Source organism: Ruegeria sp. K7, assembly GCF_056531785.1.
In genome coordinates this window covers 1-17928 of record NZ_JBQFMJ010000022.1, presented here as the reverse complement: position 1 = coordinate 17928, position 17928 = coordinate 1, and the positions used below count along the sequence as shown (strand labels likewise).

At 52.9% G+C, this 17928-nt stretch carries 17 protein-coding genes and 1 tRNA gene; 11 read left to right on the top strand and 7 right to left on the bottom strand.

Features of this window, described 5'->3' with window-relative positions:
• Nucleotides 1-296 precede the first annotated feature (296 nt).
• Nucleotides 297-1391, top strand: coding sequence for an AI-2E family transporter (locus ACR0FE_RS22170; protein WP_480915320.1), 1095 nt, complete (start codon nucleotides 297-299; stop codon nucleotides 1389-1391).
• Between the two features lie 126 nt (nucleotides 1392-1517).
• On the opposite strand, the gene ACR0FE_RS22165 is transcribed toward ACR0FE_RS22170, so the two are convergent.
• The 4 genes from ACR0FE_RS22165 to ACR0FE_RS22150 all read right to left on the bottom strand — a co-directional run bounded on the left by ACR0FE_RS22165 (nucleotide 1518) and on the right by ACR0FE_RS22150 (nucleotide 5880).
• Nucleotides 1518-2411 (bottom strand): YegS/Rv2252/BmrU family lipid kinase, encoded by an 894-nt coding sequence (locus ACR0FE_RS22165; protein ID WP_170817411.1) that lies wholly within the window; start codon nucleotides 2409-2411, stop codon nucleotides 1518-1520.
• Nucleotides 2412-2680: 269 nt separating this feature from the next.
• A complete protein-coding gene (gene cls, locus ACR0FE_RS22160; protein WP_480855258.1) occupies nucleotides 2681-4192 on the bottom strand; it encodes a cardiolipin synthase in 1512 nt (503 codons plus the stop codon).
• 237 nt (nucleotides 4193-4429) lie between these two features.
• Complete coding sequence (locus ACR0FE_RS22155; protein ID WP_480915318.1) at nucleotides 4430-5491, bottom strand: AAA family ATPase; 1062 nt, start codon at nucleotides 5489-5491, stop codon at nucleotides 4430-4432.
• The gene (locus ACR0FE_RS22150) at nucleotides 5491-5880 is read right to left on the bottom strand and encodes a hypothetical protein (RefSeq protein ID WP_170619462.1); all 390 of its coding nucleotides are present in this window, start codon (nucleotides 5878-5880) and stop codon (nucleotides 5491-5493) included. The genes ACR0FE_RS22155 and ACR0FE_RS22150 overlap by 1 nt, the downstream gene beginning before the upstream one ends.
• A 408-nt stretch (nucleotides 5881-6288) precedes the next feature.
• Here ACR0FE_RS22150 and ACR0FE_RS22145 point away from each other — a divergent pair, with 408 nt between their 5' ends.
• From ACR0FE_RS22145 to ACR0FE_RS22115, 7 genes are all read left to right on the top strand, one after another.
• Complete coding sequence (locus ACR0FE_RS22145) at nucleotides 6289-6597, top strand: hypothetical protein (RefSeq protein WP_480915316.1); 309 nt, start codon at nucleotides 6289-6291, stop codon at nucleotides 6595-6597.
• A gap of 240 nt (nucleotides 6598-6837) precedes the next feature.
• Nucleotides 6838-7044: a cold-shock protein gene (locus tag ACR0FE_RS22140; protein WP_170482233.1), complete on the top strand. Its 207-nt coding sequence runs from the start codon at nucleotides 6838-6840 to the stop codon at nucleotides 7042-7044.
• Nucleotides 7045-7118: 74 nt separating this feature from the next.
• Nucleotides 7119-7292 carry a hypothetical protein gene (locus tag ACR0FE_RS22135; protein WP_480915314.1) on the top strand — a complete coding sequence of 58 codons (174 nt, stop codon included), beginning with the start codon at nucleotides 7119-7121 and terminating at the stop codon, nucleotides 7290-7292.
• A 1076-nt stretch (nucleotides 7293-8368) separates the two neighbouring features.
• A complete protein-coding gene (locus tag ACR0FE_RS22130) occupies nucleotides 8369-9118 on the top strand; it encodes a Tll0287-like domain-containing protein (RefSeq protein WP_480915312.1) in 750 nt (249 codons plus the stop codon).
• Nucleotides 9115-11820: a response regulator gene (locus ACR0FE_RS22125; RefSeq protein ID WP_480915311.1), complete on the top strand. Its 2706-nt coding sequence runs from the start codon at nucleotides 9115-9117 to the stop codon at nucleotides 11818-11820. The genes ACR0FE_RS22130 and ACR0FE_RS22125 overlap by 4 nt, the downstream gene beginning before the upstream one ends.
• Before the next feature lie 18 nt (nucleotides 11821-11838).
• Complete coding sequence (locus ACR0FE_RS22120; protein ID WP_480915309.1) at nucleotides 11839-12204, top strand: response regulator; 366 nt, start codon at nucleotides 11839-11841, stop codon at nucleotides 12202-12204.
• Between the two features lie 6 nt (nucleotides 12205-12210).
• Nucleotides 12211-13758, top strand: a complete 1548-nt coding sequence (locus ACR0FE_RS22115; protein ID WP_480915307.1) for an adenylate/guanylate cyclase domain-containing protein — start codon at nucleotides 12211-12213, stop codon at nucleotides 13756-13758.
• Nucleotides 13759-14369: 611 nt separating this feature from the next.
• Here the strand turns inward: ACR0FE_RS22115 and ACR0FE_RS22110 are convergent.
• Nucleotides 14370-14455, bottom strand: a tRNA-Leu gene (locus tag ACR0FE_RS22110).
• Nucleotides 14456-14875: 420 nt separating this feature from the next.
• Between ACR0FE_RS22110 and ACR0FE_RS22105 the strand changes: the two genes are divergently transcribed.
• Nucleotides 14876-15271, top strand: coding sequence for a rhodanese-like domain-containing protein (locus tag ACR0FE_RS22105; protein ID WP_480915305.1), 396 nt, complete (start codon nucleotides 14876-14878; stop codon nucleotides 15269-15271).
• A gap of 69 nt (nucleotides 15272-15340) precedes the next feature.
• Nucleotides 15341-15529, top strand: coding sequence for a hypothetical protein (locus ACR0FE_RS22100; RefSeq protein WP_480915304.1), 189 nt, complete (start codon nucleotides 15341-15343; stop codon nucleotides 15527-15529).
• On the opposite strand, the gene ACR0FE_RS22095 is transcribed toward ACR0FE_RS22100, so the two are convergent.
• Complete coding sequence (locus tag ACR0FE_RS22095) at nucleotides 15530-16330, bottom strand: alpha/beta fold hydrolase (RefSeq protein WP_480915303.1); 801 nt, start codon at nucleotides 16328-16330, stop codon at nucleotides 15530-15532.
• A 47-nt stretch (nucleotides 16331-16377) separates the two neighbouring features.
• Between ACR0FE_RS22095 and ACR0FE_RS22090 the strand changes: the two genes are divergently transcribed.
• Nucleotides 16378-16752 (top strand): hypothetical protein, encoded by a 375-nt coding sequence (locus tag ACR0FE_RS22090; protein WP_480915302.1) that lies wholly within the window; start codon nucleotides 16378-16380, stop codon nucleotides 16750-16752.
• Between the two features lie 119 nt (nucleotides 16753-16871).
• Here ACR0FE_RS22090 and glyA read toward each other — a convergent pair.
• On the bottom strand, nucleotides 16872-17928 hold a 1057-nt coding region (gene glyA, locus ACR0FE_RS22085), incomplete at its 5' end, for a serine hydroxymethyltransferase (RefSeq protein WP_480915300.1).

Here is a 17928-nt window from a genome sequence, read left to right as displayed (position 1 = left end):
TATCCGCGCATCGTAGACCAAGCACCGCGCAGAGGTCTGCTTCGAGACCAAAGCGAACTATCCGAAGTCCGATCTCAGTAGGAAGCTTAATAACCAAACTATTGCTGATAACCCTTGAGTTTAAGGTTTTTGAGTATCAGCGAGCAAACGTCGAATATGAAGGCATCGACTGAAAACAATCGACTGTTGTGTCCAGAGAGAAGTGCGTGAATTACTTGCCAAGTTGCATCTAAGGCGACCTAATACTTTTCAACTCAGAAAGTCAGAACGACACACAATATTTATGGAGCCTCCGAGTGAAGAAGGATACCCATCATAAAGACCCTGCTCCAAACTTCTTAGGGCTCACGTTTTGGTATCAATTGGTCGTTCTTGTGTTCTTGACCATTGCCACGTTAGTCCTCGCTTCGTCTGTACTGGTTCCACTGTGTTTTGCGGCCCTCCTGTTCGTTCTCCTCACAGCGACTGCGGATCGCATTGGTAGATTCAAGATATTTGGAAGGACTGTCCCGAAGTGGCTTGCGCATTTGGCCGCAATTTCAATTGTGTTAATCGGCCTTTCGCTTGTGTTGTCGATACTATCTAGTCAAGCCGGTGAGGTTTCGGAAGCGTTTCCGCGCTATGAGGAACGGTTTACCAGCATAGTCGCAAAGCTGGTATCACTGGTTGGGCAAGACAACTATGCAGCCGCGATCAAAGCCTTGGAACAGATCAACCTGGCTGGGCTCGCGACGGGAGTGATCGGCTCTGCTGGGGCATTCCTAAGCGCTTTTTTCCTGGTGCTGCTCTATGTACCATTCATGTTGGTTGAACGTGTTCCAATGCGCGCCAAAATCAAGCTCGCAATCAAAGACAGGGAAGCCGCTGAAAAAGTTCGCCGCGTTCTTGAGAGCACATCCGAGAGCATTCAAAGATATGTTGGCATCAAAACGCTGGTGAGTGCACTGACTGGCTTGGGCAGTTATGCCGTGATGGCATCCGTCGGCTTGGACTTTTCTGAAACCTGGGCCGTTCTTGCATTCTTGTTGAATTTTATCCCGACAGTCGGTTCTATCGTCGGCGTCGCGCTTCCTTCCATTGTCGCACTGGTACAGTTTGAAGAAGTCGTGCCCTTTCTTGTGGTTCTGATTGGTTGTGGCGCGGTTCAATTCTCTGTCGGCAATATCCTGGAGCCAATGCTGCTTGGCAAAAGCCTGAATTTGTCGCCATTCATGGTCATTTTAGCGCTCACGTTTTGGACTGCGATCTGGGGCATTGCCGGAGCGTTGATGAGCGTCCCGATCACCGTGTGCATAATGATTGTGCTTTCGAATATCCCGTCTACGCAGCCAATCGCGATACTGATGTCCGGTGATGGGAAGATAAACAACACTAACGCAGTGAACAGCTAAGCGAGAGAGACGTTCGCCAAACTGGATAGCGGCTTTTTACCTGAATCTATGGGCGAGTGTATGTGTCAGCCCCGCATGTAACGTTCGAAACACCGTGCGAAGTCTGAGTTTAAGGAGAAACCCGCACTACTTACCGCTTGGGAAAACGAAGTTCAGCGCTTTTGGTTTAATTGAAACCTCAAAGCGTTGATCGATCATCGGCTCGCCGTCCAAATTCATATGAAACGGCTGTGAGGTTTCCAAAACCATAGATCTCAGACGAGAGCGCTGTACAACACCATCCTTGGGATCCGAAATATCCGGCAGTCTGCCAAAGGGTAGGTTTTCTGGCATTAAACTCTCAGCGGAAAGCACGCTTAAATCGAGCAACCCGTCGGACACTTCCGCTTCAGGCGCTACGTCAAAACCGCCACCTGCATAGCGGCTGTTCGCAATCGCGATAGCGGAAATGGAAACGTTGTACGGGTCTTCATCATCAATTGAGATTTTTGCGGGAACAGATTTTGCATCAGATAAACGAGCAAGCCCAAACAGTGTGTACGCGAGTCCCCCCAGTCGTTTCTTCATTTCCTTGGGTGTCGTTGCAGTGATCATTGCTCCAAAACCGCCGCTGGCAACATTCACAAACGGTCTGCCGTTTATGTATCCGACATCGATAGGCCGCGTGTCTCCCGATGCAGCAACTCGAACAGATGTAGCCAAGTCCAAGCCCTTATCACCATAAGACCGGGCGAAATCATTCGCCGTTCCCAAGGGAACAAGACCTAGCGAGACAGGCGACTTTGTCTTCAACTTCAAAACAGCACTCACGACCGAGTTCAAAGTGCCGTCACCACCGCCAGCGATTATCCGGGTTACCCCATCGCCCACGGCTTCTCGGAGCGTCTTCTTCAAGTCTTTTCCTGACCAAGGAATACTTACCCTAATGCCAAGCTCTTTTTCCAATGGGCGAACAGCAGCACGCAGATCGGGTCTTGCTGCGGACTTCCTATTAAGAATTAGCAGGGTACGTTTGGCCATGGTTTCAGCATAAAGCTCTCGTACGTTGGAGCAACTGCTTTAAAAGTTAGAAATGCAGGGGCGTTCAGGCAATTGAAACCTTATTTGTGCTAGCCAACCCCTAAGTGACGATAGTCAGCTTTGTCCGCATAGCGGGACAACACGGTTTGCCGACACCCCATTATTTTTGCAGTTTAGGTTGAGATTTCGACGAAACTTCTTTTCTCAAAAAACCAGTGGCAAGTTGATAGATGATGAGAAAGACAGGCTGCTTTTGCAAATCAGTGCTTTCATAGATAGGGGGATGCTAGTCGGGCGACCCCGTCTCGAACTTTTGCTGGAAATGGCCTGCCTGCGAGATCTTCGAGCGTTATTTCCCGAGCGCCCTCCGCCTTTTTGTTCACAATTGAATGCAACTGTTCAGATAGATACTGGCTGTAGCACTCTACATTGAATTCGAAATTTAGTCGAAGGCTGCGTGGATCCCAATTGGTACTTCCGACAAGCGCCCATGTGTCGTCGACTAGAGTAAGTTTAGTGTGATCAAATGGTGGCTTGGTCACAAAAACGCGGCATCCATGTTCGACCATCAAGCCAAGCTGAGCCATTGCTGCCCATTCCACAATCTTAACGTTGTTATCTGAGGGTAGAAATATCTCAACACGAACCCCTCTCAACGCAGCGACTGCTAGGGCTTCTACCAAGCGCGCGTCGGGTAAAAAGTATGGGCTCACAATTCGAATGCGGTCTCGCGCACTCGATAGTGCAGCAAAAATCAGTTTGGCAAGAGCTTCAAAGTCTTCATCCGGTCCATGTGCGACCCCTCTTGCCCATACAGACCCTTCTCGGTCGAGATGAGGAAACCACCCATTACCACTAAGTTGTTCTCCGGTCGAAAATTTCCAATCGGTGAAAAACACTTCTTTCATGTGGCCGACGACTGGCCCCTCAAACTGGAAGTGCAGACATTGGGTAGCTACAACGGGGTTCAGTCTTATGCAATGAGCCTCGCGTATGTTCGTTCCTCCCGTAAACCCGATCTGACCGTCAACGACGAGAATCTTCCGGTGATTTCTCAAGTTGGAAAACCTCTTTGATCGCCATCCGCCTGTTGGCAGAAAACTCGCGGCATTGACCCCGGCGTTTGACAGAAGCGTTACCATGTTCTCTTTGCTGTATTTGGCGCCGACACCATCGATCAGAACGCGGACTTCAACACCGCGTTCTTTGGCTCGGATAAGGGCTTTGAGAAACTGCTCTCCAGCGCTGTCGCTATCGAAGATATAGCTGAGCAACCCAACTGTTTTTTCAGCTTTGTCGATTGCTTCAATCATTGCCGGATATGCTTCGTCGCCATCCACAAGACATTTAACCTTGTTCCCCGGAAGTAACGGTTTGTCGGTCACTGCCTCGCCGGCGCGCACCAAGCCTGAGAAATTTGGGAAATGCTTCAGTGCCTTCTGCGCTTGCTCAATTTCTACATCAGAAATTTCGAACTGAGGGTTGTCGCGCATAGCATCTGATAGCCCAAGGCGAGTCCCCGCCCGGTTTATTCGATTGACCCCAAGAACGAGGTAAGCGAGTGGGCCGACAAAAGGTGCAAGCCACGCAAGTGCGGTCCACCCGATTGCACTTCGGCTATCTCTTTTGTTCAAAACAGCGTGTATGGTTACTGCGCATGCAATAACCGCTTGAGCAATCGTCAGTATCAGCGCGATATCGAAATTGGAAAACACAACAGAATACTCCGCAGAATGAGCGCTTATTTTCAGTAAGAATAGTAAAAATCTTGGTTCGCTCAACTAAGCCTGTTGGGCTGAATTAATGAGAGCTTCAAAGAACCTGCGAGTATTCTGAACTGTAGGATCGTCGAGTTTAAGCTTAGAAAAGGGCATCGAGTAAAAAGTGACAAACAGCGGTTTACCCCTATCTCAAAACTGCAAAGTCTAGCTTTGAATGTCCGCATTGGGCTGTCTGCGGTCCTTTGGAAAAAAATGCGGATGGCAGCGTTGTCCGCAGAACAGTCATTTAGCCGGCCTTCAACCAACGCCCGCTTGGGCGTCGAAGCCCAGCACTTCAGCTACGGTCACACCAGCCCACTCGCCGCCAGCCTGATCCGAGTAGCGCCGCCCCTGACCATCCAGAGCATGTTGCACTGCCAGCAGGTCAGCGACCGATACCCCATCGAAAGTGTCCGGCCATTTCCAGACCTCAGCAACGCCTACGCTATCCCCATTGGATCGCTGCACAGATGCCATGCGCCGCCAAACACGATCCCCAACAGGGGCGAGGTTCGCTTTGTCACGGGTCACGGCAAAGTAGGTGGACGGATCGTTTTGAACACCCGCCTCGGCCTTCATGTCGTTGCTCATCTTGTTGAGCACACGACCGGATCTTGCTGCTGCCAAGAGCGCCGTTGCACCGCGCCCGCTTTCAGTAGTTGCTTCCTCGCCGTTTGTCTTGCGAGTGTGGTGCACAAGTTCAATTGCACAATTGCAACGATCTGCCAGCCGCGCCCATTCCTTTGCCACAAGGTCGATTGCGCCGTTGTCGTTCTCGCCCACCTGATGCGACGACACGAATGGGTCGATAATTAGAACATCGATTTCGCACGCTTCGATCTCTTGGGCTAAGGCTTCCATTTCCGGCTTGACGATCTGGACGCCTTCACGAGTTTGAATGGCGGTGCTGAGTTCGCGTTCCCGGCCCGTGTCCACAAAGAGACGCCCTGAGATTTCCTCGGGGGCGACGTTGTGATGTTGCATGGCCGCGATGATGCGCCGGTTCATCTCGTCGCGGGGATCTTCAAGGTTGTATATCCAGACTTTTAGGCCTGATGCGGTCCAATCGCCCAGTAGGTCGCGGCCAGATGCCATTGCCAGCCCTTCGCAGATCGTCAAAGACGATTTCCCGACGCCGCCGGGTGCGACCGTCACCGATACCTGTTTGCGGATCAGGTGTTGCCCGTAGAGCCAAGGACGGGGCGGAATAGCGGAAGGGTCGCGCCAGACAAACTCTGTAGGCAAACGGTCCGACCGTTCTTTGGGAAACTCGGCTCGGTGCGCATCCAGTTGCACCGCCATCTCAGCAAAATCACGCATCACGCCGCTTGCCTCCTTTGTACATGCTCAAGGAATGCTGCCTGCCGCGCGGGTTTCATGCGCTTGAAGCTGGCAAGGCAATAAGCGTCCAGTTCTTCCGGGTCGGCATAATCCGCCCAGAACGCGGCCTCATCCATGAAGCTAATGAACGGGGCAGGGGGGTGTCCCGCACCAGTGCTTAGCGCCGCCTCAGCTGCATTTACTGCGTCATCACGGTCCAGAGCCTTGAGAGCCATAAATGCCAGGGCCACGCGCTGCCGCGCATCCAGACGTGCTCGCAGGATCACCGGAAGGCCGAACCACTCGTCAGTGCCATCCAGCCAAGCGGCATATCCGATGGAGCGGCAAACACGTTTAATGTTGTCGGGGATTTGCGTCGAAATATTCACAGCAGCACCCCCCAATGCATTGCCAAAATGGGCAAAGCCGCGATATCCTTACCGTAAGAACAGACGCCTTCCATAACGTCTTTAACCCCGGTTGCGATTGCCGTCGTGCCGGGGTTTTCGTTTGTCAGTTCGGCCTCAGCCGGTTTGACACTTTCGAGGTAAGTCTTTGATGTTTCGTCGGGGGTTTGACGCGCCCCGGTTTTGTAAGTGTTTGGTTTGCTTGAATTAGCGCCGGATTGAAAATCCTCGTGTCGGTGGTTCGATTCCGCCCCCGGGCACCACTTAAATTAAACAAAAACAGATGCTTACTGAACTTAGCGCGCTTACGCCGAAGTGCATTTTCGCCTTTGGGTGACAATTTGGGTGACAGCCGACGAGTTTTGCACCTGATTTTCTTGTAAGCGGACATTGATGGACACCGCAGCGAAGGACTGCTCGGAGCCCGAAGGAGACGTTTATGGTGTTGGCTCAGACGTACGCATCGGCGGGGCATTCAACATTGTCCCCAAAGACGAGCGCCGTTCAGACGTCCCGAGCGAAGAAGCGTGTGATCGTCGGCCTTTCCAAACCGTCAACGAAGTAAGGGCTATCAAATTATTTGAAAAATTAACTAGTGCCTTTGAATTCTCTTGCTTTCAATTTGAGGTTCATCGCACGGTGTCGGGCTTCTTCCTGAGGCAGTCCCGGCCAACTTGGTCAGAGAAGACTTATCCCTAATTGGATTGGCCGGGACTACAAGCTTGGAATGACCAGTTGCAGGCACCATGCCCATTTGAACAGCTGAAGGGAAGATGAAGACGAAGCTTGTAATTCGTATCTCTTGCCGTCATACACCAATAGCGACCGTTATCGCACCTCGACCAGCTGTCTCCATTGAAGGCTTCAGTCTCGATTGCTCTGACTGACGCCAAGGCCACCGCATTACGCGGGTGGCACAATTCAAAAGGAGACCACGGAATGGCCAATGGCACCGTGAAATGGTTCAACACCACCAAAGGGTTCGGATTTATTGCGCCGGAGGACGGCGGCAAGGATGTGTTCGTTCACATCTCAGCTGTCGAACGCTCCGGGCTTACCGGCCTCGCGGACGACCAGAAAGTGACTTTCGATGTCGAGGCTGGCCGCGACGGTCGCAGCAACGCGACGAATATCGCTCTTGCCTGAGTAAGACCAGGCGGGACGGCTGCGCTAGCTGTCCTGCCAAATAATTTGTATCCCGTGGGTGAAAGTTGTCGTTTATGACAGAAAAGAAGCAACCCTTTTTACCGAACAAACGGATTTCCAAAGACGAGCAAACTGACCGAGTAGCGCGCGAGATAATTAGCGATGAAAAAGCGGCTCGCGAGGAAAAAACCAAACGGTTGAAGGAAGCCCGTCTTAAACGCGATGCGGAACACTGCGTAGAAGACTGAGCTTAGAAAGCCGATGCCAATTTCCGCGCGTGGTGGACGTTGATCGTATTTATTGTTGGCCAAACGTAAGTTGCGCCTGATCACGTCCTACGGGACTCTACCGGCATGAAGGAAGACAAAAACAACAGCGAACCGGAAAGAATGAGCCAATTTGGTAGGGGCAAATAAGCTGCAATATTTTTGCGAAAGGATGCCGAGGCTCTCCTTGCGTCCCGATCACACGACTTCGCTCGAGGTCATGCGACCGGAACCACCCCATAAAAATGGTTTAGAGAATTATGAGGCTTGCGACACTGCGCAGGTATGAGGTCCACAAGCAAGCACAATTGTTTTTTTGAAAGACAGTTTTCCCGTGCAGACTTCACAATTTCAGGAGTGCCGGATGAGAGAGCAGCGTTGATCACGATTTGTGGCTTTCACTGCGTGCCGGGCTAGAAATTCGCAATTGGATTTCGCAAATTGACGTTCTTTCACAGTCTGGACTGTCCGCTCTTCGGTTGTTTGGATTAGCTTTCGCTAACGGCGGCTAAGTCCGCTTGGCAGACGTTCAGCAGATTTCAGCGAACGTCCGCTGCCGTTCAATGCAGACCTTCGGGCGAAATTTCTCGGAATGACCACCAACAATGACCGCTTTCCGTTCCTAAGCCGTCATCTGACTGAAAGACTCAGATGACGGCCTTGAGCACAAAGTAGACGTTCATCGGGCCGATCGATAAGTTATGCAAATTGAACTTTGATTGTTGTCGCAACATCGTTTTGTAAAGCACCTGGCATCTCGGTCGAAGCTAAATTGTTTCACATAAGGATCGATGCGTAGCTCGCGGCAGAAGCCTTATGAAGGCTATAGGCAAGCAAAACTGCAAGAACGCATATTGGGCCCGCTATTTCCAAAAACGCTTTGATAGTTGATTGTCTGACGTGCACGCAGCAAACTTGGTTGTTGGGATGCAACCGAAATAAAACCGCTTTCAGACTGTTCAATTCCAGTCGAACCAAATTCCTAAGACAGTTTGAAGAATTTTTGCTACGGTAGCGTATTGTCATTGCACTCGACTTTGCGTGGAGGCGTTGGTCCATTGAAAAACCCAATAATTAGAACAGCAGTCATTATAAGTTTATTCTATCCTGTTAGTTCAGATGGAGTTGCGGCGCAAACCGCAGAACAAGTTGAGACAGGCAACCGATTAGCGGCAGTTTTGAGGGCCGGCAGAAGCGTGGTGTCGAACAGCCAAGAATTGATCAACGATCCAGAAATTACTGACAAAGGCCTTTCCGGCGACGTATTTTACGAGAAAGTAATTGAAGCATACGTGGCAGCCAATGGAGAACCCCCGCTACATGACGAACTAGACCCATTGGAGCGTAAACTGACGGAAACGCAGCTCAACGCTATGGTCACGGTAATCGACACAAACCAAGAGTTAATAAACGCAGAGGGAGTGGCGTTCAAAGGATTTATTCCAGCGGTTTTTGCGCGATTGGTTAATGAACAGTTCGCGGATGAAATCGGTACATCTGCCACGGTCAAGGTAACGGCGCCTTCGGAACTTGTGCGCAATCGCATGGCCCGTCCCGACACTTGGGAAAACTCGGTTATCGAGGAAAAGTTCAAGGACTCTTCCTGGGTCGCAGGGCAACCATTCTTCGAAGAAACTGACGCTTCCGGAACACTCGCATTTCGAATGTTGATCCCGGAATACTATTCTGAATCTTGCCTTTCTTGCCACGGATCGCCAGCGGGTGAAACTGACGTGACCGGTTTTCCCAAAGAAGGTGGGCAACTTGGTGATCTAGCCGGTGCAATTAGCATAACGCTTTTTAAATGAAACAAAAATCCGGCGTGAACGACAGTTGGGGATGGGTGTCCAAAAACACTATTCCGGTACGCATCGGATCATTGTCTGCGCTATTGTTGGCCGCTTTGGTTGTTAGCACCATCGTGATGGTCTACGACTTGGCGCGTAACAAGGCCCGAATACAAGACGCAAATACTGAGTTTCACCGACTGGAAGTTGCAGGCCAGGCAGACCGTCATTTTGGGGAAATGAGGTACTGGTTGACGGACCTTTCTGTAAGCTTGCTGACCCTGTCGGAACGGCGCGCCAATGAGGCGAGTGCGAAGCTCAAAGGCAGCCTCGAACAACTCGCGGCTTTTGCACCCGAATCCGCAGCTAGTGTACAAGAGCAGGCAAATTCCTATCACGAAACATCTATGCGTGCAGCCGATGCCTACACTGATGGGAACAGGGTGCTGGGAAACACGTTGCTCGCTCAGGCTCGTGTCGCAAGCGACGAAGTCGACAAGACGTTGACACAATTGGTAGTAGACCTTTCTGAAAGCGCCGATCAAACCAGAAATGAAGCAACTGTCGCCGCCAGGGCCGCGATGAACCGAGCGATCATCGCATGTATTGTAATTGTGATTTTGGGAGCGCTTCTTACATGGCGTGCTCTGAGGTCGATCGTTGTACCACTGCATGCAATCAACATAGCGATTTCAGGCCTGATCCGCGGCGAACGCGATGTTGCGCTACCGCCTGAAGGCCCTGATGAGCTAGGCCGGATGTCCCAGGCGCTTAGGGCGCTTCGCGACAGTCAGGACAAACGACGCGAATTAGAAGAGGAGGCGCGTGCGCAGCGCAATACCATCCTGACAGCAATTGAAACAATTCCAGATGGATTTGCGCTGTTTGACAACGAAGACCAGCTCATACTCTTCAATGATCGGTTCCGCCGCATTTTCACACATGTGGAAGATGTTCTTGTGCCGGGCACGCGGTTCGAAAACATCTTGCGGCTGCAATTGGAGCGAAAATCAGTCGATACTAACAATATACCTGACGAAGAATGGATTAACGAGCGGCTTGCCCGACATCGCAGACCTGACGGGGATCGCCAGGAAGTTTTATTGGGCGGCGCTTGGATTCAGGTGTCGAAACGCAAGACGCCCGACGGGGGTACGGTCGCTGTCTATAGCGACATATCTGATCTAAAGTCTAAACAGGAACAACTTGAAGAAGCCAACGCGCAGGCGATCGCCGCTAGCTCAGCAAAAAGCCAGTTCTTGGCTTCCATGAGTCACGAGTTGCGCACTCCATTGAACGCAATCATCGGCTATAGCGAAATGTTGTCAGAAGATGCGCAGGAAATGGGTTTCGAGACAGCTACCGACGATCTGGAAAAGATCATGGCATCTGGGCGGCACCTGCTGTCACTCATCAATGACGTTCTCGACCTGTCCAAGATCGAAGCGGGCAAGATGGATATGTACCCGGAACGCTTTGCGCTTAGGCCCTTGTTGGACGAAGTTGCGTCGACGGTCGTGCCACTGGTTAGCAAGAATAGCAACGAACTGGTTCTCTCAATCGATCTAGATGACACTGACGAGATCGAAACCGATAAAACCAAGCTTCGACAAAACCTCTTCAACCTTTTGTCCAACGCTGCAAAGTTCACCGAAAGTGGCAGGATTGAGCTTATCGTCTCTAAACTTCAGAAAAACGATACGGATTTCTTTAGATTTTCGGTGCGAGATGAAGGTATCGGAATGACTCCGGAACAACGCGACAAGCTGTTTCAGGCTTTCGTCCAAGCTGATCAGTCTACTACACGAAATTTCGGAGGCACTGGGCTCGGCCTCGCTATTGCGCAGGAATTTACCCGCATGATGGGCGGAAACATTAAAGTTAGTAGCGAAGAGGGTGTTGGATCAACTTTTTCTTTCGAAATCCCCGCACGTTACGAAGCTGTTTCCGCTTTGGTTAGCGATAATAGTGAAGCGTCCCCCGAAATTACTTTGGGCCGTGTCCTGATAGTGGATGACGAAGAAGATGCAAGGAACGCAGTTGCTCAAATCGTGCGTGAGGAAGGGTACAGTGTTTTGACAGCACCGAACGCAATGGCGGGTATAGAAATTGCGCGCAAGCAACAGCCCGACGTCATAATACTAGATGTTATTATGCCTGAACGCGACGGTTGGTCGATGTTGAAGGAACTCAAAGCAGACCCAAAGCTGTGTGAGATACCGGTTGTTCTTGCCACGATTGTTGCGGATCGCGACATGGGCCTCGCCTTTGGAGCGATAGAACACCTGATTAAACCGATTGATCCAGCGCGGCTTGTCGCAACGCTTGACGCAATCGCCTCTGGACGCAACAAGGACGTTCTGATCGTTGACGACGATATGTCTACAAGAAACCTGTTTCGCCGCATATTAACGCGGAATGGCTGGACAGTGCGCGAAGCGGCTGACGGTCAGGGCGCGCTCAGCCAATTAGAGTCTCAAAGGCCGACACTAATGGTTTTAGATATCATGATGCCTAATGTGGACGGTTTTGATGTTCTTAAAACAGTTCGCGCGACCGATGGACTTGCAGATTTGCCCGTGATCGTAGCAACGTCAAAGGACCTCACGCGGGCTGAACTGGATTGGCTAAAGGCCCATTCAGGGGAAGTCATTCGCAAAGGCGATACGGGTCGAGGTGATCTCCTTGCTGCACTAAAGCGCCAACTAAAAGATTATTCATAGGTCGGAAAGTTTAAAGCGATGGCGAAGATACTTATTGTGGAAGACAACGATATGAACCTCGACATGCTGTCGCGCCGACTGCAGAGAAAGGGTTACCAAACCGTATCCGCTCGCGATGGTCAGGCGGGCGTTGAGCAGGCCCTTTCGGACAAACCGGATCTAATTTTAATGGACATGAGCCTGCCTGTAATCGACGGGTGGGAGGCGACAAAACAGATAAAAGCAAACCCAGACACTCAAGCTATCCCAGTCGTCGCTTTGACTGCCCATGCGATGCAAAGTGATCGCGACAAAGCCATGGATGCAGGCTGCGATGATTTCTATACCAAACCTATTGAACTGCCTGGGCTGCTGGAAATCATTGAGAAACTGCTGGACGGGTAGAATGGTATGGTTTCAAAGAACCGAAAAGACAAGTTGGCACTAGCTACCCGCATTTCCCAGAACCTCAAGGGTCCGTCGGAAGCGATTATAGGGTTTCATGGCCTTATGATCGAGGAAGTACGCAGAACTGGGCCACAGGCCGCGCTAGAGGATTTGCATAAGATCGGTATCGCCGCCAGCAACCTTGTTCAGATGGTTGAAGTTTTGGGGAAGGGTATGCACCAAATTTCCACCGACAAAGACGCTCAGGCAAAACTACGGCATGATTTGCGCTCGCCGATCAATGCAATAATTGGCTATTCAGAGATGGTCTTGGATGATTTCGAGGTTGATCTCGAGCCTTCCGCTTGCAGAGATATAAACGCGATCCTGAACGAGGCTCGTAAGCTGGCACTTAAGATAGATAACACCATTGATGGTTCAGACATTCAGCATATCGCAGAGGACAGCGACAGGGACGAGGAAATCGCAGCTGGTCTTGAACGCAGCCTTACGACCCAGGATGTCGATCGCGAAGTCTCGACTGGCCATATCTTGGTTATTGATGACGAGGCGGCTAATCGCGAAATCCTGACCCGGCTGCTGGAGCGCCAAGGACACAGCGTGCGGTCGGTTGGGTCAGCAAGGGAAACGTACGTGTCACTGAAGCGCGAAGGGTTCGACCTTGTTCTGTTGGATATTCTTATGCCTGAGGTTAATGGAATCGAAGTCCTCGAAAGAATGAAAGAACATCCGTCCTGGCGGGAAATACCCGTGGTCATGGTTTCGGGTCTCAACGAGACGGACGCAATCGCCAAATGCATCAGTGTAGGCGCTGAAGACTATTTGCCAAAACCTATCGACCCGGTATTGCTGCACGCGCGCGTAGATGCCTGCATGGAACGCAGTCGCTGGCGCGCAAAGGAATTGGCATATACGAATGAGATCAAATACGAACGTGACAGGGCCGACAAGCTGCTACATTCGATGCTGCCCGCACCGGTCATAAAACGACTAAACGATGGCGAGACAAACATCGCTGATCGGTTCGTCGGCGCCACCATAATTTTTGCTGATATCGTGGAATTTACACCGCTGGTGGCCCGCATGGACGCTGGTGACTTAATCCTCGAACTGTCAAAATTGTTTACTGCTTTTGACGACCTGGCCACCCTTCACGGAATCGAAAAGATCAAGACTATTGGCGATGCTTACATGGCGGCATCGGGTATCCCTTTACATCGGGAGGACCATGCCCATGCGGCAGTAAGCTTTGCGCGAGATATCCTCGGGACGATGTCTGACAGCGCAATAAGTAGCGCGGGCCTGCAAATCCGCATAGGCATCCATACCGGGCCGGTCATTGCTGGACTCATCGGTCGAAAACGATCAATTTATGATGTTTGGGGGGAAACAGTAAACCTCGCCAGCCGCCTCGAAGCCACAGGCAGGTCGGGGCACATCCACATCTCAGCCCAAACCAAAGACGCGCTGGGTGACCATTTGCCCAAAGCGGAGCCGCAAACTCATTTTGTTAAAGGAGTGGGCGAGATAACATCCTACTTCGTAGCTTAACCTTTGAGATGCGGCATTGTACATTGTTCAATTCGGCCGTTTGATAGATGCACTGATGAGGTCTTCGCAGACTTGTGTATGGCCGGGATAAGCAACGTCAGCTTTGGGCTCGAAGCGGTCATTCGCTGCGGGATGCATGAACGTCCGCTTTCGGGACTGGGTAGCGTATGGGTGACAAACACCTCTGTGGTTGGGTGTGGCGGCGTGTGGTCCGATGTGGCGGTTTGCACGTCAGAAACTCAACCAAGCCAAGAAGTTAATGTGGCTGGATGAGGCGGCTTGTGGCGGGATGTGGGTCAAACCAGACTGATTGAAAATCCTCGTGTCGGTGGTTCGATTCCGCCCCCGGGCACCATTAGATGTCTTGAGCAGACCCATCTGACTGGTCCATTTTGGATGTTAGTGAATCGTTGTCCCGTGATCCTCCGGGATAAAGGTTTCAAGTTCCGCGAAGCATTTGCAAGCACCGGAGCGATAATACCTTGTATCAGGTCACATTGCGGTCCTTTCCATGCCGAGACGCAGACGATGACTTCCTAAGTCATTTGATATGTTTGTCCCAACAAGCATCGCGCCTGTTAGAGTGCGCAAGCTTCGAATTTCGTACAAACTGGTACCCGCGGCCGGACTCGAACCGGCACGGCGTTTCCGCCTGGAGATTTTAAGTCTCCTGTGTCTACCATTCCACCACGCGGGCATAGTGCGTTTGGCCCATCCTGAGCCTGAAGAAACCACTAAGACCATAAGGCCATGAATACAATGCGCTTCCGCCTCAAATTGTGCCTTGGTCAAATCCAGCACGCCCTCAAGCCTAAGTTGCCGGAGCTAGTCGTGTGATTGGAACAACACCCGCCAATTCGCCAAGCATGCAGTTAGGGTGGATGCTGCTTGCAGCTCAAGTGTAAAAGTGTCCGGTCCTGATGATTGGGGTGGCCCGGACTTCCTCTTTTCGTGTTTGTAGATGCAGCAAGTCGAACAAAGTTGCCGCCATTCGAAGTCACAGTTAGAACGGGATAATATCCCCGCTCGCGATTTACCGCTATTGTACCTTTACACGGAAAACGCATTCCTTATTTTGCATGTTAAACGCTGGAGTTCCAAGGACAGGAGAACCGGAATGCCACTGACAGTCAGGGACATGATGGAGGCCGCCAACGCGGTGGTCGCGCGTATCGATTTTGCCCAAGCTACGGAATTGCTGCGCGAGGGCGGGTTGCTGCTGGATGTTCGGGATACGCCGGAACTGGAGAGGGCGGGCCGGGCGGTCGGGTCTCATCACATTCCACGCGGGATGCTGGAGTTCAGGGCCGATAGCGGGCTGCCAACTCATGATCTTGAATTGCGCATCGACCGGCCAATCGTTCTGCACTGTGCGTCGGGCGGGCGCGCAGCGCTGGCAGGCAAGTTGTTGAAGGACATGGGCTATTCCCGCGTTTACAACCTTGGGGGCCTTTCTGACTGGGTCGAAGGGGGCGGCCAGACAGTCGAGCCTGTTGACCCGGGAATGACCTGACCTGAATCAAAGCCGTACACATCCTGATAAACTAATATGTGGTCAGATTCCAAAATAGGACCACACCCAATGACGCGTCTTGCTTCGATGTTGTATTCACTGATTGGAGCTGCCCTGGCTGGCTCGGCCGTCATAGCTGTATTGACTGCTGGCCTGGTTACGACGGGCGCTATTCTGGGGGCCGCTGGCGCAGGATTTGTTGCCGCCATACCGGTTTCATGGTTTGTCGCCAAACGGTTGTATCAGGGTTCGATCTGATCAGGCGTTCAAAAAGGTTCTGACGGCCGCTTCAAATTCGCGCGGTTTTTCGGCGTGCAGCCAGTGGCCCGCACCCGGAATCTTCGCGAATTTCGCGGCGGGGAACAGGGCGCGTATCTTGTCGCGGTGCTGCGGCAGAACATAGTCCGAGGCGCCACCAGACAAAAACAGGGCGGGCCCGTTCCAAGTGGCATCGAGTTCCGGAAACCCCATGATTTTGGGCATTTCGTTTGCCAGACCGTCCAGGTTCAACAGCCACCGCTGCCCGCTGACATCCAGTGACTGAGTGAAGAAGCTCTGCAACGCTTTTTCGACACCCAGTTCTGCCAGTTGCTGCTCGGCATCCGAGCGCCGGGTCACGCGGGACAGATCGACCGCACGCATGGCTTCGATGAACTGAATCTGACTGTGGCTGTAGGTCACCGGCGCAATGTCGGCCACCACCAGTTTACGCACCAGGGCACCATGCATCAGCGTCAGGGTCATTGCTGCCTTGCCGCCCATGGAGTGCCCGACGACGTCCACGGGACCGCCGACCTGCGCAATGACCTCGGCCAGATCATCGGCCAGGTCCGGATAACCATGCGAGGCGTCCCACTTGCTGTAGGCATGGTTGCGCATGTCCACTGCAATGACCTGTCTTTCGTCCGATAGCCGCCGCGCAATGACGCCCCAATTTCGGGCCGAGCCATAAAGCCCGTGCGCGATCAGAAGAGGAGGGTTCGAGGTCGGTTCGCCATGTACGATCGTGTTCAACATGAATGCGTGATACCCGGCAGCGAATGAAACGACCAGTCCCATTGTAGCCTGCCTCTGACCGCGCTACATTTCCCGGTCAGGAGGCGCCAATGTCGCAGGACACTGATATTCAGACCCGGATTGCAGGCACGATTACGTTGCTGCGCGAAAAGCTGGGTGTGCGGGACAAAACCCTGTTGGCCTCGGTCAAAAGAGCCAAACGCCGACTGCCTCGCCGGATCTACAAACAGGCGCTTCTGCTGGCGAATGCGGAACAGATGGCGGCGCATCCAAGGTTGCGGCGGGTTCTGGACACTCCAAAACTTGTCAGCGCGTCCGACGAGGTGCAGGCGTATCTCGGCAGTATTGATCTGGCGGACAGAAGATGGGGCTGGTTTCTGGGGATGCTGGGTGGACTGGCGTTCAACATTCTGGCGCTGAGCGCGCTGCTGCTGCTGTTTCTGTGGTGGCGCGGCCTGATCTGAAGGTAGGTTCTGAGGCAGGATTACCTTGCCAATATTGAACTAAGTCTTTGGCGCAAAAAAATGTTCCCAAAGCAGATGCGGCGCCACCGGGGCGCCGCTGCCTTGTTTTTTCGAGCCGATTACAGGTTCGGGTAGATGGGGAATCTGGCACAGAGGTCTGCGACCTCGGCCTTGACCTTGGCCTCGACCGCGCCGTTGCCGTCTTCGCCATTGGCGGCCAGGCCGTCGACGACCTCGATGATCCAGTCCGCGATCTGGCGGAATTCGACCTCGCCAAAGCCGCGGGTGGTGCCGGCGGGCGAGCCCAGACGGATGCCCGACGTGATGGTCGGCTTTTCCGGGTCAAATGGCACGCCGTTCTTGTTGCAGGTGATATGCGCGCGGCCCAGAGCCTTCTCGGTGGCGTTGCCCTTGACCCCTTTGGGGCGCAGGTCGACCAGCACCACATGGGTGTCGGTGCCATGGGTCACCGTGTCCAGACCGCCCTTGATCAACTGATCCGACAGGGCCTGCGAATTGACGACGACCTGCTTGATGTAGTCCTTGAAGGCAGGCTGCAGCGCCTCGCCGAAGGCCACGGCCTTGGCCGCGATCACGTGCATCAGCGGGCCGCCCTGAATGCCGGGGAAGATCGCCGAGTTCACTTTCTTTGCGATATCTTCATCATTGGTCAGGATCATGCCGCCACGCGGACCGCGCAGGGTCTTGTGCGTGGTGGTGGTCGCCACATGCGCATGCGGGAAGGGGCTGGGATGCTCGCCTGCGGCGACCAGACCGGCAAAGTGCGCCATGTCCACGTGCAGGTAGGCACCGACCATGTCGGCGATTTCGCGCATGCGGGCAAAGTCGATCTGGCGCGGGATGGCCGAGCCTCCGGCGATGATCAGCTTGGGCAGGTGCTCTTTCGCCAGCGCCTCGACCTGATCGTAGTCCAGCATGTTGTCTTCCTTGCGGACGCCGTACTGCACCGCGTTGAACCACTTGCCCGACTGGTTCGGGCGGGCGCCGTGGGTCAGGTGACCGCCGGCATCCAGGCTCATGCCCAGAATGGTGTCACCGGGCTTGATCAGCGCCTGGAACACGCCCTGGTTGGCCTGAGAGCCCGAGTTCGGCTGCACGTTGGCGAAACCGCAGCCAAACAGCTGCTTGGCGCGGTCGATGGCCAGGTTCTCGGCA

Excerpts from the sequence above, each read along its gene's own strand:
- ACR0FE_RS22135 (WP_480915314.1), top strand. The coding sequence starts at position 7,119 with ATGACAGAAAAGAAGCAACCCTTTTTACCGAACAAACGGATTTCCAAA.
- ACR0FE_RS22125 (WP_480915311.1), top strand. The coding sequence starts at position 9,115 with ATGAAACAAAAATCCGGCGTGAACGACAGTTGGGGATGGGTGTCCAAA.
- ACR0FE_RS22105 (WP_480915305.1), top strand. The coding sequence starts at position 14,876 with ATGCCACTGACAGTCAGGGACATGATGGAGGCCGCCAACGCGGTGGTC.
- ACR0FE_RS22120 (WP_480915309.1), top strand. The coding sequence starts at position 11,839 with ATGGCGAAGATACTTATTGTGGAAGACAACGATATGAACCTCGACATG.
- ACR0FE_RS22155 (WP_480915318.1), bottom strand. The coding sequence starts at position 5,491 with ATGCGTGATTTTGCTGAGATGGCGGTGCAACTGGATGCGCACCGAGCC.
- ACR0FE_RS22140 (WP_170482233.1), top strand. The coding sequence starts at position 6,838 with ATGGCCAATGGCACCGTGAAATGGTTCAACACCACCAAAGGGTTCGGA.
- ACR0FE_RS22165 (WP_170817411.1), bottom strand. The coding sequence starts at position 2,411 with ATGGCCAAACGTACCCTGCTAATTCTTAATAGGAAGTCCGCAGCAAGA.
- ACR0FE_RS22090 (WP_480915302.1), top strand. The coding sequence starts at position 16,378 with ATGTCGCAGGACACTGATATTCAGACCCGGATTGCAGGCACGATTACG.
- ACR0FE_RS22115 (WP_480915307.1), top strand. The coding sequence starts at position 12,211 with ATGGTTTCAAAGAACCGAAAAGACAAGTTGGCACTAGCTACCCGCATT.
- ACR0FE_RS22100 (WP_480915304.1), top strand. The coding sequence starts at position 15,341 with ATGACGCGTCTTGCTTCGATGTTGTATTCACTGATTGGAGCTGCCCTG.
- ACR0FE_RS22095 (WP_480915303.1), bottom strand. The coding sequence starts at position 16,330 with ATGGGACTGGTCGTTTCATTCGCTGCCGGGTATCACGCATTCATGTTG.